This window comes from Methylocapsa polymorpha (assembly GCF_045689225.1).
Taxonomy (GTDB): Bacteria; Pseudomonadota; Alphaproteobacteria; order Rhizobiales; family Beijerinckiaceae; genus Methylocapsa; species Methylocapsa polymorpha.
This window is the reverse complement of record NZ_CP136862.1, coordinates 2,257,721-2,270,949: the sequence shown is the minus strand read 5'-3', so window position 1 is coordinate 2,270,949 and position 13,229 is coordinate 2,257,721. Positions and strand designations below refer to the sequence as shown.

The window sequence follows — 13,229 nt, the reverse complement described above, 5'->3', positions numbered from 1 at the left end:
GTTCAGGACGATGGGCCGGAGACATGATGAAGAAGCGTCGCCTCTGCCATGATGGCGAGCTCCCGATCAGGGCCGCGAGCCGCGAGCCGCAGGACGAGCTCTGGCCGCGGTGCGAGGTTCGAACGCACGACGCGGCCTGAAATGCTGATCCCCTGGCCGGCAAGGACGGGCCGCAAGAATTTGGCCGAAAGCCTTGAGACGAATATGTCGCGCCGCCAGCCCATGAGCGCCGACTCGAAGCAGCTCAGCATCAGCATTCCGTGAACCGGAGGCGCCTCGAGGCCTGCGGCAGCCGCGATCCGCTCATCGAGATGCAGCGGGTTATCGTCGCTGGAAACAGCGGCGTAGCGAACAAGCTGCTCACGCTCGAAGGGCCCGAAGCCGAGCAGGCCGATCTCTTCTCCGGTTTTAGGCCAGTCCGTCGGCGCCGGCGAACCCTGCGTTGGCGTCATGGCGCGGAGCCCGAGGCAATTGGAACAAGGCGCAACACAGTCTCGAGGCGTCCGCAGATCTCGCCCTGAGGCGTGGAGATCGCCGCGTCGAGATTCAAGCGCGGCGGGTTTGCTTCGCGGCGAAGCTCGACCGCGAAAACATAATCGCTGTCGATCTCAAGGCTGCGCTCATAGGAGAAGCTCTGCGCCTCATGCACGGGGAGAACGTCGTCGCCGCCGATCATTTCGCGGATCATCGGACGGATCGCCGGAAGCGTCAGCCAGCAGAATGGAAAAGTCAGCGGGACCAAGCCCTCGATCGCCGGGGCGCCGGTCTCGCGCCGAAATTTAGCAACCGCGTCAGCCTCCGTTCGCACGATGATCGGCGGCAGGCAGAGCCGAGCCGCGCTGGCGTCCGCCGGCGCGCGAGCGACATCGCCTTCGCGAGCTTCAGCAAGGCCGCCAGCCGCCATCAGGCCGCCTCGGCGCGGCGAACGACGAGACTGGCGTTGATGCCGCCGAAAGCGAAGGAATTGGTGAGGGCGATGCGAATCGGCATGGGCCGCGCCTCGTTGGGCACGGCGTCGATGGGGCATTTCGCATCCGCCTCGCGCCAATTGATCGTCGGCGGCGCGACGCTCTCGCGAATGGCGCCGATCGTTACGATAAGCTCGAGCGCGCCGCCGGCGCCGAGGCCATGGCCATGAACGGGTTTCGTCGAGGAAATCGGGATATGCGCAAGCCTGTCGCCGAAGACCAGGCGAAGCGCCTCCGATTCCGTCGCGTCATTGACGGTCGTCCCAGTCCCATGCGCATTGACGTAATCGATCTCTTCGATATTGACGACGGCGTCCTGCAAGGCGTTGCGCATGCAGGCGGCGGCCCCGTCCGCATCCGGCCGCACAGGGTCCTTGGCGTCGCTCGAGGTCCCATAGCCGGCGATCTCGGCAAGCGCCTCGGCGCCGCGCGCGCGGGCGAACTCGGCTTCCTCCAAGATGAAGGCGCCGGCTCCTGCGCCGAGCACCATCCCGTTGCGGCCCTTGGAAAATGGCCGGCACGCATCGGGCGTAAGCACGCGCAACGATTCCCAGGCGAGCGCCGAGCTATTCGTGATGCAGTCTTCGGTTCCCCCGACAATGGCGCGATCGACGATCCCGGCGCGAATGAAATGCGCCCCCATGCCGATTGCCTGGGTCGCCGAGGCGCAGGCGCTCGCCACCGCGAAGCATGGTCCGGTCGCGCCGAAACGAATGCTGACATGGGATGGGCTGGAGCTCGGGATGAGGCGCGGCACGGTCAAGGGGTCGGGACGGCCCTGCTCGACCAGCGTCAGATGGAGTCCGTCCTCCAGACTATGCATGCCGCCGACGCCAGTCCCTATGATGACGGCGGTGCGCGGGCCCATTCGCTCTCCCCGCGAGAGCCCGGCCTGAGCCACGGCCTCATCCGCCGCCGTCAGGACAAATTGGGTGACGGGATCGCAGAATGGCAAGATGCTGGATTCGAGATGCGCGGCGGGGTCGAAATCTTGCACCTGAGCGGAAATCCGGATGCGGCCGCGATAGGGCCGAGCGAAGCGGGTTTCGGCGACGCAAGAGCGCCCGTCGCGCGCGGCTCGCCACAAGGCCGGCGCGCCTATGCCGGCGGCGGAGACGGCTCCCATGCCAGTGACGACGACCCGCCGGGGCGAAGTCATTTCAGCTTTTTTCTTTGATGATATAGGCCGCAATGGCGTCGACCAGGCCCTTGACGTCTTTGGCGTCGTGGAAAGGCCCATCCATCGGAATATAGACGTCAAACTTTTCTTCAAGCGCCGTCAAGACCATGACAATGTCGATCGACTTCAGATCGAGGCTTTCGATCGTCGCGTCCAAAGTGACCTTCTCGCGCTCCACCATTCCTTCTTTGACGATGACGTCAATGACCTGGTTGACGAGCTCGGCTTGATCGAGAACCTTCGTTTCCAACGATTACTCCTCTCCACCAGAGTCTTGCATGCTTCCAGGCGATCGCTTGGTCTTTGCCGATCTTGTCCTGCGCGAAACGGCCGACGCAACTGGGGCCGAGGCGAACGCGACCCGAATCGCGCGTTCGCCGGGCCGCCGTCAACCCTATGCTATTCGAACCCGGCTGGCCAGCAGACGCGAAAGGCAGCAAAGCGGGGAGACTGAAGCCGCAGCGCGATTGCCGGCGCTGGCGCGGCCGCTAGATCGCCGCCGCTTGCTTAGTGCAGTTCATGGAGGAAAGGAAGCCCCGTCGGCGCAGCCTCACGCTGAGGCGACCGAGCTTGCGGCGCGGCTCACGGGAGGCCGAAGCGGCTGCGGCTTCGGCCTGAACGAGCCAGGCGGCGCGTGAGCCCGTCGACGGACCACGCCTCTACGGGATGGCCAGCACCCGGGTTCCGACCTGCGCGCGATGGAAAAGATCGACGACATCCTCATTGTACATGCGGATGCAGCCATAGGATGCGGCCGTGCCGACGGATTTGCGCATGCTCTGCGTCGTGCCGTGGATCGCGACCTCCGAGACGCTCAAGGTGAGCGCCGCGGCGCCCATCGGATTACGCGGGGAGCCGCCGGGTATGACCGCGGGAAAATTCGGATGGTCCTGGCGAACCACCGCGGGCGCCGACCATGCCGGCTCGACATATTTGCCTTGGACATAGGCTTCGCCCTGCCACGCCTTGCCAGCCCTGCCGATCGCGATCGGATACCGAATGGCGGTCCCGGATCCTGTCGTGAAATAGAGCCTCCGCTCGCTTTGCTTGATGATGATCATTCCCGGCGGATATGGCTGCGGAAAGGCGACGGTCTCACGCGCGGCGACGCTCGTCGTCCCAATCGCCGCACATACGCCAGCGCTCGCGAGAAGACCCGCGCTAACCCGAATTGCTCCAAGAAAAGAAATGCCGCTTGCGCGCAACTTGCTCATTGCCGCCCCCCGCCATTACTAGCCGAATCAACAAAGGCTCGACCGATTCGAGCCTTCGATTCGAAGAGTACCAAGGGTTGCGCTCGCCCTGGGCAGGAACCTCGCGCTTAGGTTAAAATGTGGTTTAAATGAGGCGTCCCTGCCTCATTTTGAAACGTCGATCATCCGATTCGGTTGCGTATGAGATCATCAACCACCGCCGGATCGGCCAGGGTTGAGATGTCGCCGAGCGCGGAGAATTCTTGCTCGGCGATCTTGCGCAGGATGCGGCGCATGATCTTGCCGGATCGCGTCTTCGGAAGACCTGGCGCGAAATGGATGACGTCGGGCGATGCGATCGGCCCAATATCTTTCCGCACCCAGGCGACAAGCTCGGCGCGAAGGGTCTCGCTCCCCTCGACGCCGTTCATCAGCGTGACATAGGCGTAAATGCCTTGCCCCTTGATGTCGTGCGGATAGCCGACCACCGCGGCCTCCGAGACCATTTCGTGCGCGACCAGGGAGCTCTCCACTTCCGCAGTGCCCAGCCGGTGGCCGGAGACATTGATGACGTCGTCGACCCGGCCCGTAATCCAGTAATAGCCGTCGGCGTCGCGGCGGCAGCCGTCGCCGGTAAAATATTTACCCGGATAGGCGGAAAAATAGGTCTGCGCGAAACGCGCGTGATCGCCATAGACCGTGCGCATCTGGCCGGGCCACGAATCGGCGAGGACGAGATTGCCCGAGCAAGCGCCTTCGAGAACGACGCCATTGGCGTCGACCACCTCCGGCTTGACGCCGAAGAAGGGCAGCGTCGCGGAGCCCGGCTTCAAGGCTGTCGCTCCGGGAAGCGGAGTGATGAGAATGCCGCCGGTTTCGGTTTGCCACCAGGTGTCGACGACAGGGCAGCGTTGATCGCCGACCACACGATAATACCATTCCCAAGCTTCCGGATTGATCGGTTCGCCGACGGAGGCCAAAAGCCGCAAGGAGGCGCGGCTCGTCGCCTTGACCGGCGCGTCGCCCGCGCCCATCAGCGACCGGATCGCCGTCGGCGCGGTGTAGAAAATATTGACCTTGTGCTTGTCTATGACCTCCCAGAAGCGCGATACGCTGGGATAGCTCGGGACGCCTTCGAACATCAGCGTCGTCGCGCCATTGGCGAGCGGGCCGTAGACGATATAGCTGTGCCCGGTCACCCAGCCGACGTCGGCGGTGCACCAATAGACGTCGCCTTCGTGGTAATCGAAAACATATTGATGCGTCATCGACGCATAGACGAGATAGCCGCCGGTGGTGTGCAGAACGCCCTTCGGCGCGCCGGTCGAGCCGGAGGTGAAAAGGATGAACAGCGGATCTTCCGCGTTCATTTCGGCGCAAGGACAATCGGGCGCGGCCTTGGCCACCGCCTCATCGTACCAGACATCGCGCCCTTCGACCCAATCGACCGCGCCGCCGGTGCGCCTGACGACCAAAACCGATTGCACGCGGTCGCCGCTTTTCTTGACGGCGGCGTCGGCATTGGCCTTGAGCGGCACCTTGCGCCCGCCGCGCAACCCCTCATCGGCGGTGATGAGGAATTTCGATTGGCAACCCTCTATGCGGCCGGCGAGCGAATCGGGCGAAAAGCCGCCGAACACGACCGAGTGAACCGCCCCGATCCGGGCGCAGGCGAGCATCGCATAGGCCGCCTCGGGAATCATCGGCAGGTAGATCGTGACCGTATCGCCTTTTGATACGCCCAGCGCTTTCAAAACATTGGCGAGACGGCAGACCTGCTCGTGGAGCTCCTTGTAGGTGATATGTTTCGACTGCGTCGGATCATCGCCTTCCCAGATGATCGCGGTCCGATCTCCGGCCTCTGCGAGATGGCGGTCGATGCAATTTTGCGCGGCGTTGGTCGTCCCGTCCTCGAACCATTTGATCGAGACGTTTCCCGGGGCGAACGACGTGTTCTTCACCTTTGTGAAAGGCTTGATCCAATCGATGCGGCGCGCTTGCGCGGCCCAGAATCGATCAGGATCCGCAATCGATTCAGCGTACATTTCCTTGTATTTCGCTGCATCGATATAGGCGCGCTTCGCCCAGTCGGAGGCGACAGGATAGATCTTGTCGGACATGCTCTCAAATCCTCCCTGGGCGCGCGCATTGGCTGCGTCTTCCCAAACCTAAAGGATCATTATGCGCCGAGCGACGGCGCCGGAACAAGCCGAACGTGAAAGATTAAGCTCCCTCGCCAAACCGAAGGCGGCGCGCCACTACGGACATTCCTTCTGGACTTTTTCGAGCGCCTGCGAAAGCCCGGACAAGGAATAGGTGTCGGTCGTCACATTGCCTTTCAGCGACGGCGCCTTGACAATGAGCTTCGAGCCCTTCTTCAACGCTTCGATAAATTGGGATTCCTCGGCGGGATTCTTGATCCAGGCGTTGTTTCCCTTCGCCACGAGATCGTAGTTCGAGCCGCCGATTTCGGCCCGCGCGTCGCCGGCCTCCTTCACCGCGAAGCCCATGATGATCGAGACTTCGCTACGGACATTCTCGCCGGGCCGGTTCGAGATGAAAACATAGGCGGGGTCGCGTTTCAGCGCGCCCGGCGCCCTCTCCTTCGGAGAGGCGAGCGCATAACAGGTCTTGTCCTTGCCGCCCGCTTGGCCCTGCGCGACAAATGCGCCCCAGTCGCCGTAATTCCCCACCTGCACGGGCTTGCCGCCTTTTTTCGCATCCGCACCCTTGGCGTCACTCTTCGCGTCCGATTTCTTGGGATCGGCTTTCTTGGGGTCGGCTTTGGCTTCGACTTGGCGATGCGATTTGGCGTCCTTCGACGCCGCGCCGGAATTCGGCGTCGATGAATCGCTTGGCGCGGCGCAGCTCGCTCCCGCCGCAAACAAGGCCGCAAGTGCGATCGCGAAACCAGCGGCGCAGTCAAAAGGAAATCTGAGAACCATGATGCTTTTCTGCTCGTTGCCCTGCCGCCCCCGGAAATTGAGGCGGAATCCATCACGTCATGTATAGGCCGTGAGCGGAGCAGGTGAAAGAGACCTAAGCAATCGGCGCCCGCAAAATTCATCCGCCAGGATGATTGCTCAGGGCGGGCAAAAAGCCTCAAAGCCCGGCGGTTTTCGCGGCGCCGAGGATCGCTCCCGGCTGCTCCAGCGTGCCGCGCTGCACCAGAACGACATAGCCTTCGTCCTCGCCTCGCGTTTCCGGGACATCGAATGTCGCGGTCGCGCCGGTCCAATCGCCGAGCTTGTCGATGGCGCGGACGACATTGACATAGGTCACGCTGCGGCCGGCGTTCTCGCCTCGTCCGATCCGCACGGTCCGCGTGCGCAAGACGCGCAGCACGAACACCCCGGCCGGTCCGCCGCCGCCTTCCGCGACCTCGATCTGAAGACGCCCGTCCGCGTTCGACAGGCGCATTGGCAAAGTCATCGCGCCGTCGCGGCCATTGACGGATTTAATCGCCTGCTCGATCTCGTCCCGGTCGCTGCCGACCGCGCCGGCGAGCCCGTCAACGATCGCCTGCGGCGTATAGACATGCCCATCCCGGGCCGCCGCATAGGCTCTTTGCCGCGCCGAAAAGGCCGGGAGGGCGAGCGTATCCTTCCAGCCGATATAATCCCAATAGTCCACAGGGAAGGACACGGCGACGACATCGGGCTTGCGTGCGATGGAGGCGAGCAATCGATCCGCCGGCGGGCAGGATGAACAGCCTTGACTTGTGAACAGCTCGACGACGTAACTCGCGGCGGCGGAGCCGGGCGGGTCGGCGGCGAGACTGCAGCAGGCCATGACGGCCGACGCCGCTTGCGCGCACAGCAGGAAAATGGTGCGATTGAAAAGGATCATGACCCGCCATCGATGGGGTGAATAGAGCGTTACATATATTCGAGATAATTTTGGCGGAATGTAGAGAACCGAATGTCTAGCGCCAGTCAAATCCTGGTTACTCGGCGCGGCCCAGGGAGGCGAGAAAGCTGTCGCTCTTGCCGATCTCGATCGCTATGCTTCAGTCGTCCGCCCTATGACGCGCCCAAAGCCGGAGGCCCTGCATGACTCTGCCCGCAAACCCATCCCGCCGCCAGGACATGAAAGGTGCTTGGCCGCGTCTGCGCGCCTTCGTCCTCCTCGCCCTCCTCGGGGTCACCCTCGCCGGCTGCGGCTACAACACGATCCCAACGTTGGACGAAGAAGCCAAGGCCAAATGGGCGGACGTGCAGAACCAATATCAAAGGCGCGCTGACCTCATCCCCAATCTGGTCGCAACCGTTCAGGGCTACGCCAAGCAGGAAAAGGACGTGCTGACATCCGTCATCGAGGCGAGAGCCAAGGCGACCTCGGTCAAGATCGACGCGTCGCAATTGACCGACCCCGAGAAGGTCAAGCAATTCCAGGACGCCCAGGCGCAATTGTCTGGCGCGCTCGGCCGGCTCCTGGCGGTCAGCGAAAACTATCCCGACCTGAAATCGAACCAGAATTTCCTCGCCCTGCAATCCCAGCTCGAAGGTACCGAAAACCGCATCGCCGTCGCGCGGCGGGACTATATCGAAGCGGCCCGCGTCTTCAACACGACGCTCAGAACGTTTCCGACCGTGCTATGGGCGAAAACCCTATTCATCGGCACCAAGCCGCTTGCGCCCTTCACGGCCAACGAAACCGCACAGACGCCGCCGCAAGTAAAATTTTGACCGCGGCGCTGCAAATTCAGGCTGAGGCGCGGACCGCCATGGCGGAGCTTGTTTCGGTCGAGCGCGCCGAGGCAGGAATGACCCCGCTTGCCGCCGGGGCCTTGGCCGCCCTCAAGCGGCGCCTGGCCGCAAGCCTTGTCGCGGCCATTGCTTTCGTCGGCTTGTTCGCCGGGTTGGCGCTTGCGAGCGATTTTCCGCCGCTGACCGGGCGCATCGTCGATCAAGCCAATGTCATCCCCGACGCCGTGCGCGCCGCGCTCACCGAGAAGCTTGAGCAACTCGAGGCGAAATCCAGCATTCAGCTCGTCGTCGCGACGGTGAACTCGCTCCAGGGCGAGGAGATCGAGCCTTACGCCAATGCGCTGTTTCGCGCCTGGAAGCTCGGCGAGAAACAGAAGAACAATGGCGTACTTGTCCTCGTCGCGCCGAAGGAGCACAGGGTGCGCATCGAGGTCGGCTATGGCCTCGAAGGCACGCTGACCGACGCCTTGTCGAAGATCATCATCTCCAATGCGATGGCGCCGCGCTTCAAGACGGGCGATTATGGCGGCGGGATCGAGCGCGGCGTCGAAGATGTGATCACCGTTCTGACCACGGATTCGGCCGAGTGGCAGAAGCGCCCGGAGCTTCGAGTCGATCGGCAGGACACGGAGGCGGACAGGCTCGGCCCCTGGATCGCCTTCGCGCTCTTCGCGTTCATTGTTTTTATGCTGCTGCGCTCGCCTCAGCGGGACGTCCGCCAAACCCGCCCGGCGCGCTGGGGAGGCCCTCAAACCGGCGTCGTCCCACCTGGCCGGGCGCGCTGGGGAAGGCCGCAAAAGGACTATTGGGAAGATGCGCCTCCGCAATCAGGAAGCTCCGCGTTAGGCGGCTTTCTTTCTCTGCTCTGGAACATCCTCTCGTTCCTGCTCGGCGTGCTCATGAGCTCGGGCGGACGCGGCGGCGATTGGGGCGACGGGTCCGGCGGGTCGTCGGGCGGTGGTTTTTCCGGCGGCGGCGGATCTTCCGGCGGCGGCGGCGCTTCGGGGAGCTGGTGATGACCCTATCGATCGAAGAGCAGCGCCGCATCGGCGCCGCGATCCAGACGGCGGAGGCGAAGACTTCCGGCGAAATCGTCTGCGTGCTTGCGCGCGCCTCGTCCGACTATCTAGCCTATGCGACCGCATGGTCGGCGCTTGCGGCCCTCATCGCGCCTTGGCTCCTCATCGCCTTCACGCAATTTTCCGTGCAGCGGATCTTCCTGGCGCAGATCCTCATCTTCACGGCGCTTTTTGTCGTTTCGTCGGCCTCGGGCCTGCGCCATCGCCTCGTTCCGCGCCGGGTCCGCCGCGCCCAAGCGCATCGCGCTGCGATGGAGCAATTCATGATCCGCGGCATGGCCCGCAAGGCGAACCGCGCCGGGGTTCTGATTTTCGTCTCGTTCGCCGAACGTTACGTCCGCATCATCGCCGATGATGGGATAGCGGACAAGGTCGATCCGTCCGTGTGGCAGGATGCGGTCGAGGCTTTGCTCGGCCATGTGAGCGACGGCAGGATCGGCGACGGCTTCGTGACCGCCGTCGAGAAATGCGGCGCGGTTCTCGCCGCGCATTTCCCGCCAGGGGAGCAGAAGGACGAGCTGCCGGACCGGATCTTTGTGATCTGAACCGCTCTTCGCGAAAAACGCTCTTTGACTTTGAGGCTGGAGTGCCTGCGACCTTTACCGCCCTCTTAAAGCCGCAAGCACCGAGGCGCTCGCGCGTCCGTTCGGCGAAAGGCCGGACTTTGTTTGAAAGTCGGAAATCGCCTGCTTGGTCTTCGTTCCAATCACGCCATCAGCCTTGCCGTCGAGATCATAGCCGCGCCGCATGAGCAGGGTCTGCATCTCGCGCCGCTCGGCGCGGGAAAGGCCAGGGTCGTTGGTTGGCCAAGCCGCAATCAGGCCCGGCCATCCGCGCAGGCGATCGGACAGAAGCGCAATGGCGAGCGCATAGGATTCGGCTGCATTATAGGAATAGATCGCATCGAAATTGTGGGTGACGAGAAAGGCCGGACCGTTGACGCCCGCAGGGATGAGCAGACCGGCGTTCGGGCCGGAGCCAAGCGCAGTTCCGTCGATCCTGGCGAGGCCCCGCGCGGCCCACGCCGCCATCGGCTCCTTGCGGGTGCGGCCCGAGGGGCCGGAATAATGGTCGGGCAGCTTGACTTCGAACCCCCATCCGACGCCGGGCGTCCAGCCGCCCTTGCGTAAATAGGCGGCGGTCGATCCAAGCGCGTCGGGAACAGAATTGATGAGATCCTTGCGGCCGTCGCCGTCAAGATCGACCGCGATGCGCAAGAAGGTCGAGGGCATAAATTGAGTATGGCCGAAAGCGCCGGCCCAAGACCCGTTGAACTGGGCCGGATCAATGTCGCCATGCTGGATGATCTTCAAGGCGGCGATGAATTCCGACCGGAAATAGCCCTGCCGCGTCCCCCCGCATGAAAGCGTGGCCAGCGACTGCGCCACGGGACGCGTTCCAAAGCTGCGGCCATAATCCGATTCGACGCCCCAAACCGCTGTAATCGTCGCCTGATCGACTCCGAAACGGCCTTGCGCCGTCGCAAGCGCTTGAGCCCAGCGCTGCATCATGGCGCGGCCGTCGTTCACCCTTTCCTCATCGACGAGGCCGGCGAGATAATCCCAGATCGGCGTCTTGAACTCGGGCTGCGCCTGGGCGAAGACGAGAACCTCCGGGTTCGGCTCCAACCCGCGCGTCACCTTGTCGAATGTGGCGTCATCGACGCCGCCGGCCCGAGCGGCGGCGTGAAGGCCCGACAGACAATCCGAGAAGCTCTCAGCCGCGGCGGCGACGGGCAAGGCGAAGAGGCAGAGCGCCGAGAAGGCGGCGCGCATTCGCAGGACGCGAGCTTGGTTCATGGGACGATTTGCGAAGCCCACACAGAAAAAGGAAAACATGGAACTTTCCGCGCTCGAAGATTTGACCGGACGTTCGGATTTGATCTCATGCCTTGCGCCCCTCGGGCGCGACGCTGCGAGGCGCAAGTCGAAATATCGCTTTTCGAGCGGCGACGCGTCAATCATCCTGGGCAAGCCCGCAAATGATCGGGCATGGCCCTTCCATCTGTCCGGCGTCGCATTGGCGCACCAGTTCAGCCAGTGCATCGCGCATCGCCCTAAGATTTGTCAACTTCTGCTCGATGTCTGCAAGTCGCTGCGCCGCCAGCCTCCGCGTCTGGGCGCAGCAGTCCGCCCCTTCGAACCGAGGCAGGGTCAGAATCTCCTCCAGCTTGAATCCGAGCGATTGCGCCCTCTTGATAAACCGGATGCGCTCCGCCATCGCGGCGGGATAATGCCGGTAGCCGCCCAATGGCTTGGGCGGCTGGTCCAGGAGGCCGCGCCGCTGATAATAGCGGATGGTTTCAACGTTCACCCCCGCCGCCGTCGCCAGCCGTCCTATCGTCAATGCGCGCCGCATCGAGTCACCCCTTGATTCCGTACCATACTACGGAGTTTAGATTAAATATAAGCTCACCGGCCCGGAGTCGCCGACATGATCCACCTCAACGTCAAAGGCGCGCTGCTCGTTGGCGGACTTGCCGCCATTGGGGCGTCGCTCTGCTGCGTCGCGCCGCTCGCCCTGCTCATGCTTGGCGTTGGCGGGGCGTGGATCGCCAACCTGACCGCTCTTGAGCCTTATAGTCCGATCTTCATCGGCCTCACGCTGCTGTTTCTCGGGCTGGCTTTTCGCAAGCTTTACCTCGCGGCGCCAATCTGCGCCGAAGGCGTCGCCTGCGCCAATCCGCGCGTGCTCAAGCGTCAGCGCCTGACCTTCTGGTTCGTCGCGACGCCGGCGCTCGGCCTTCTCGCCACGCCATGGTTAGCGCCGCTGTTCTATTGAAAGGAGATCCTCATGCGCCGCTTGTTTCTGGCCGCTGCGCTCGCCCTGCCGTCGCTTGCGGCGCTGGCCGGCGCGCCGCAGACCGTCACCCTCGACGTGAAGAACATGACCTGTCCGCTCTGTCCGATCACGGTGAGAAAGGCGCTCGAAAAGGCGCAAGGCGTCGCCGAGGCGAAGATCGATTTCGAGAAGAAAACGGCGACCGTGACCTTCGACCCTGACCGGGTCGATCCGGCCGCGCTCGTCAAGGCGACCACCGATGCGGGCTATCCCTCCGCCCTGCGCCCTTAGAGCATGTTCCGAAAAAGTTGGTCGACTTTTTCGATCAGAACATGCTCCTCCTTATTGATCTAGAGCGAGGTCAACGCCATGCAGCTCACGGATATCGACCCGGCCTTGGCCCTGATCGCCGAGTTCGGCAAGGTCACGAAGGGCGCCGCCAAGCATATCGACCAGATGCGCGAGGAGGCCATTTTCTCCGACGGCGCCGTTGCCGCGCGGCTGAAGGCCTTGGCGGCGACGCTCTGGGCCATCTCGGCCCGCTGCGAGCCTTGCCTCAAGTTCTATCTGCGGCGGGCCGTGCAATTGGGCGCGACCGAGGCCGAGATCGGCGAATTCCTTGCGGTCGCCTCCACCATGGGCGGCTGCGTCGGCGAGATGTGGGCGATGAAAGCCTTTAAAGCCTACAAGGATCTTACGAACAGCGAATCGCAAGCGGCGGAGGAAGCCGCTTGCTGCTCCTCAGATTGAGGCTCGTTACATTGAAGAGCGGGGTTGCAGCCCCTTCCGCGCGCCTGAGCGAGCGACCGCCGACCCGCCGCCAAGGCTAGACGTTGAGAAGCCTTTGCACCTCGTTGACGAGATCCTTGAGATGGAAAGGCTTTGAGAGGATCTTGGCCTGCGGGGGCGCATTATTGTCCGGGTTGAGCGCCACTGCGGCGAAACCCGTGATGAACATCACTTTTATGTCCGGGTCGAGCTCCGTGGCTCGGCGGGCCAGTTCGATTCCGTCCATCTCCGGCATGACGATGTCTGTAAGGAGCAACTCGAAGGGCTCCTCGCGCAACCTGTGATAGGCGGATAGTCCGTTGTCGAACGAGGCGACGTCAAAACCTGCATTCTGAAGCGCCTTGCCGAGAAAGCGGCGCATGTCGTTGTCGTCCTCGGCAAGAAGGATCTTTCCGAGCTGAATCTTGGAATGGGTGGGGATGTTCATATTGTTCATGGGACGCCTCGCGATCGCCACCATGAAAAAGCCAGGCCGGTAAAAATCCAGTGAAAATTGGCGCTCCTTGCGCTAACCATCGATCTTTCTCGAC

17 protein-coding genes are annotated in these 13,229 nt (G+C 63.1%); 6 read left to right on the top strand and 11 right to left on the bottom strand.

Annotated elements, in window-relative coordinates; genetic code table 11:
* Positions 1–2: 2 nt before the first annotated feature.
* From RZS28_RS10440 to RZS28_RS10405, 8 genes are all read right to left on the bottom strand, one after another.
* The gene (locus RZS28_RS10440; RefSeq protein WP_407337703.1) at positions 3–452 is read right to left on the bottom strand and encodes a MaoC family dehydratase; all 450 of its coding nucleotides are present in this window, start codon (positions 450–452) and stop codon (positions 3–5) included.
* Positions 449–904 (bottom strand): hypothetical protein, encoded by a 456-nt coding sequence (locus tag RZS28_RS10435; RefSeq protein ID WP_407337702.1) that lies wholly within the window; start codon positions 902–904, stop codon positions 449–451. The genes RZS28_RS10440 and RZS28_RS10435 overlap by 4 nt, the downstream gene beginning before the upstream one ends.
* Positions 904–2,127 carry a beta-ketoacyl-[acyl-carrier-protein] synthase family protein gene (locus RZS28_RS10430; protein WP_407337701.1) on the bottom strand — a complete coding sequence of 408 codons (1,224 nt, stop codon included), beginning with the start codon at positions 2,125–2,127 and terminating at the stop codon, positions 904–906. The genes RZS28_RS10435 and RZS28_RS10430 overlap by 1 nt, the downstream gene beginning before the upstream one ends.
* 1 nt (position 2,128) lies before the next feature.
* The gene (locus tag RZS28_RS10425; protein ID WP_407337700.1) at positions 2,129–2,398 is read right to left on the bottom strand and encodes an acyl carrier protein; all 270 of its coding nucleotides are present in this window, start codon (positions 2,396–2,398) and stop codon (positions 2,129–2,131) included.
* A 409-nt stretch (positions 2,399–2,807) separates the two neighbouring features.
* Positions 2,808–3,362, bottom strand: a complete 555-nt coding sequence (locus RZS28_RS10420; RefSeq protein WP_407337699.1) for a L,D-transpeptidase — start codon at positions 3,360–3,362, stop codon at positions 2,808–2,810.
* Positions 3,363–3,523: 161 nt separating this feature from the next.
* Positions 3,524–5,461: an acetate--CoA ligase gene (gene acs / locus RZS28_RS10415; protein WP_407337698.1), complete on the bottom strand. Its 1,938-nt coding sequence runs from the start codon at positions 5,459–5,461 to the stop codon at positions 3,524–3,526.
* 138 nt (positions 5,462–5,599) lie between these two features.
* The gene (locus RZS28_RS10410) at positions 5,600–6,286 is read right to left on the bottom strand and encodes an invasion associated locus B family protein (protein ID WP_407337697.1); all 687 of its coding nucleotides are present in this window, start codon (positions 6,284–6,286) and stop codon (positions 5,600–5,602) included.
* A gap of 157 nt (positions 6,287–6,443) precedes the next feature.
* Entirely contained in the window at positions 6,444–7,190 is a 747-nt protein-coding gene (locus tag RZS28_RS10405) for a DUF1223 domain-containing protein (protein WP_407337696.1), read from the bottom strand.
* Between the two features lie 239 nt (positions 7,191–7,429).
* On the opposite strand from RZS28_RS10405, the gene RZS28_RS10400 reads away from it, so the two are divergent.
* Genes RZS28_RS10400 through RZS28_RS10390 form a run of 3 tightly spaced genes read left to right on the top strand, consistent with a single transcriptional unit; the run spans position 7,430 to position 9,674 of the window.
* A complete protein-coding gene (locus tag RZS28_RS10400; protein WP_407341099.1) occupies positions 7,430–8,029 on the top strand; it encodes a LemA family protein in 600 nt (199 codons plus the stop codon).
* Positions 8,030–8,067: 38 nt separating this feature from the next.
* The gene (locus RZS28_RS10395) at positions 8,068–9,066 is read left to right on the top strand and encodes a TPM domain-containing protein (protein ID WP_407337695.1); all 999 of its coding nucleotides are present in this window, start codon (positions 8,068–8,070) and stop codon (positions 9,064–9,066) included.
* Positions 9,066–9,674, top strand: coding sequence for a TPM domain-containing protein (locus tag RZS28_RS10390; protein WP_407337694.1), 609 nt, complete (start codon positions 9,066–9,068; stop codon positions 9,672–9,674). Before RZS28_RS10395 ends, RZS28_RS10390 begins: the two co-directional genes overlap by 1 nt.
* Before the next feature lie 54 nt (positions 9,675–9,728).
* Here the strand turns inward: RZS28_RS10390 and RZS28_RS10385 are convergent, their stop codons facing one another.
* Together RZS28_RS10385 and RZS28_RS10380 are read right to left on the bottom strand one after the other, a co-directional pair.
* Positions 9,729–10,928, bottom strand: a complete 1,200-nt coding sequence (locus RZS28_RS10385) for a lytic murein transglycosylase (protein ID WP_407337693.1) — start codon at positions 10,926–10,928, stop codon at positions 9,729–9,731.
* Positions 10,929–11,085: 157 nt separating this feature from the next.
* The gene (locus RZS28_RS10380) at positions 11,086–11,487 is read right to left on the bottom strand and encodes a MerR family transcriptional regulator (protein WP_407337692.1); all 402 of its coding nucleotides are present in this window, start codon (positions 11,485–11,487) and stop codon (positions 11,086–11,088) included.
* A 75-nt stretch (positions 11,488–11,562) separates the two neighbouring features.
* Here RZS28_RS10380 and RZS28_RS10375 point away from each other — a divergent pair, with 75 nt between their 5' ends.
* The 3 genes from RZS28_RS10375 to RZS28_RS10365 all read left to right on the top strand — a co-directional run bounded on the left by RZS28_RS10375 (position 11,563) and on the right by RZS28_RS10365 (position 12,660).
* The gene (locus RZS28_RS10375; RefSeq protein ID WP_407337691.1) at positions 11,563–11,910 is read left to right on the top strand and encodes a mercuric transporter MerT family protein; all 348 of its coding nucleotides are present in this window, start codon (positions 11,563–11,565) and stop codon (positions 11,908–11,910) included.
* A 12-nt stretch (positions 11,911–11,922) separates the two neighbouring features.
* Positions 11,923–12,201 (top strand): mercury resistance system periplasmic binding protein MerP, encoded by a 279-nt coding sequence (gene merP, locus RZS28_RS10370; RefSeq protein WP_407337690.1) that lies wholly within the window; start codon positions 11,923–11,925, stop codon positions 12,199–12,201.
* 78 nt (positions 12,202–12,279) lie between these two features.
* On the top strand, positions 12,280–12,660 hold the full coding sequence (locus RZS28_RS10365) for a carboxymuconolactone decarboxylase family protein (RefSeq protein WP_407337689.1): 381 nt from the start codon (positions 12,280–12,282) through the stop codon (positions 12,658–12,660).
* 76 nt (positions 12,661–12,736) lie between these two features.
* Here the strand turns inward: RZS28_RS10365 and cpdR are convergent, their stop codons facing one another.
* Positions 12,737–13,135 (bottom strand): cell cycle two-component system response regulator CpdR, encoded by a 399-nt coding sequence (gene cpdR / locus RZS28_RS10360; protein ID WP_407337688.1) that lies wholly within the window; start codon positions 13,133–13,135, stop codon positions 12,737–12,739.
* Positions 13,136–13,229 lie beyond the last annotated feature (94 nt).

Coding starts and splice junctions, on each gene's coding strand:
- acs (WP_407337698.1), bottom strand. CDS start 5,461: ATGTCCGACAAGATCTATCCTGTCGCCTCCGACTGGGCGAAGCGCGCC.
- RZS28_RS10395 (WP_407337695.1), top strand. CDS start 8,068: ATGGCGGAGCTTGTTTCGGTCGAGCGCGCCGAGGCAGGAATGACCCCG.
- RZS28_RS10405 (WP_407337696.1), bottom strand. CDS start 7,190: ATGATCCTTTTCAATCGCACCATTTTCCTGCTGTGCGCGCAAGCGGCG.
- RZS28_RS10385 (WP_407337693.1), bottom strand. CDS start 10,928: ATGAACCAAGCTCGCGTCCTGCGAATGCGCGCCGCCTTCTCGGCGCTC.
- RZS28_RS10400 (WP_407341099.1), top strand. CDS start 7,430: ATGAAAGGTGCTTGGCCGCGTCTGCGCGCCTTCGTCCTCCTCGCCCTC.
- RZS28_RS10435 (WP_407337702.1), bottom strand. CDS start 904: ATGGCGGCTGGCGGCCTTGCTGAAGCTCGCGAAGGCGATGTCGCTCGC.
- merP (WP_407337690.1), top strand. CDS start 11,923: ATGCGCCGCTTGTTTCTGGCCGCTGCGCTCGCCCTGCCGTCGCTTGCG.
- RZS28_RS10430 (WP_407337701.1), bottom strand. CDS start 2,127: ATGACTTCGCCCCGGCGGGTCGTCGTCACTGGCATGGGAGCCGTCTCC.
- RZS28_RS10420 (WP_407337699.1), bottom strand. CDS start 3,362: ATGAGCAAGTTGCGCGCAAGCGGCATTTCTTTTCTTGGAGCAATTCGG.
- RZS28_RS10410 (WP_407337697.1), bottom strand. CDS start 6,286: ATGGTTCTCAGATTTCCTTTTGACTGCGCCGCTGGTTTCGCGATCGCA.
- RZS28_RS10390 (WP_407337694.1), top strand. CDS start 9,066: ATGACCCTATCGATCGAAGAGCAGCGCCGCATCGGCGCCGCGATCCAG.
- cpdR (WP_407337688.1), bottom strand. CDS start 13,135: ATGAACAATATGAACATCCCCACCCATTCCAAGATTCAGCTCGGAAAG.
- RZS28_RS10365 (WP_407337689.1), top strand. CDS start 12,280: ATGCAGCTCACGGATATCGACCCGGCCTTGGCCCTGATCGCCGAGTTC.
- RZS28_RS10375 (WP_407337691.1), top strand. CDS start 11,563: ATGATCCACCTCAACGTCAAAGGCGCGCTGCTCGTTGGCGGACTTGCC.
- RZS28_RS10380 (WP_407337692.1), bottom strand. CDS start 11,487: ATGCGGCGCGCATTGACGATAGGACGGCTGGCGACGGCGGCGGGGGTG.
- RZS28_RS10440 (WP_407337703.1), bottom strand. CDS start 452: ATGACGCCAACGCAGGGTTCGCCGGCGCCGACGGACTGGCCTAAAACC.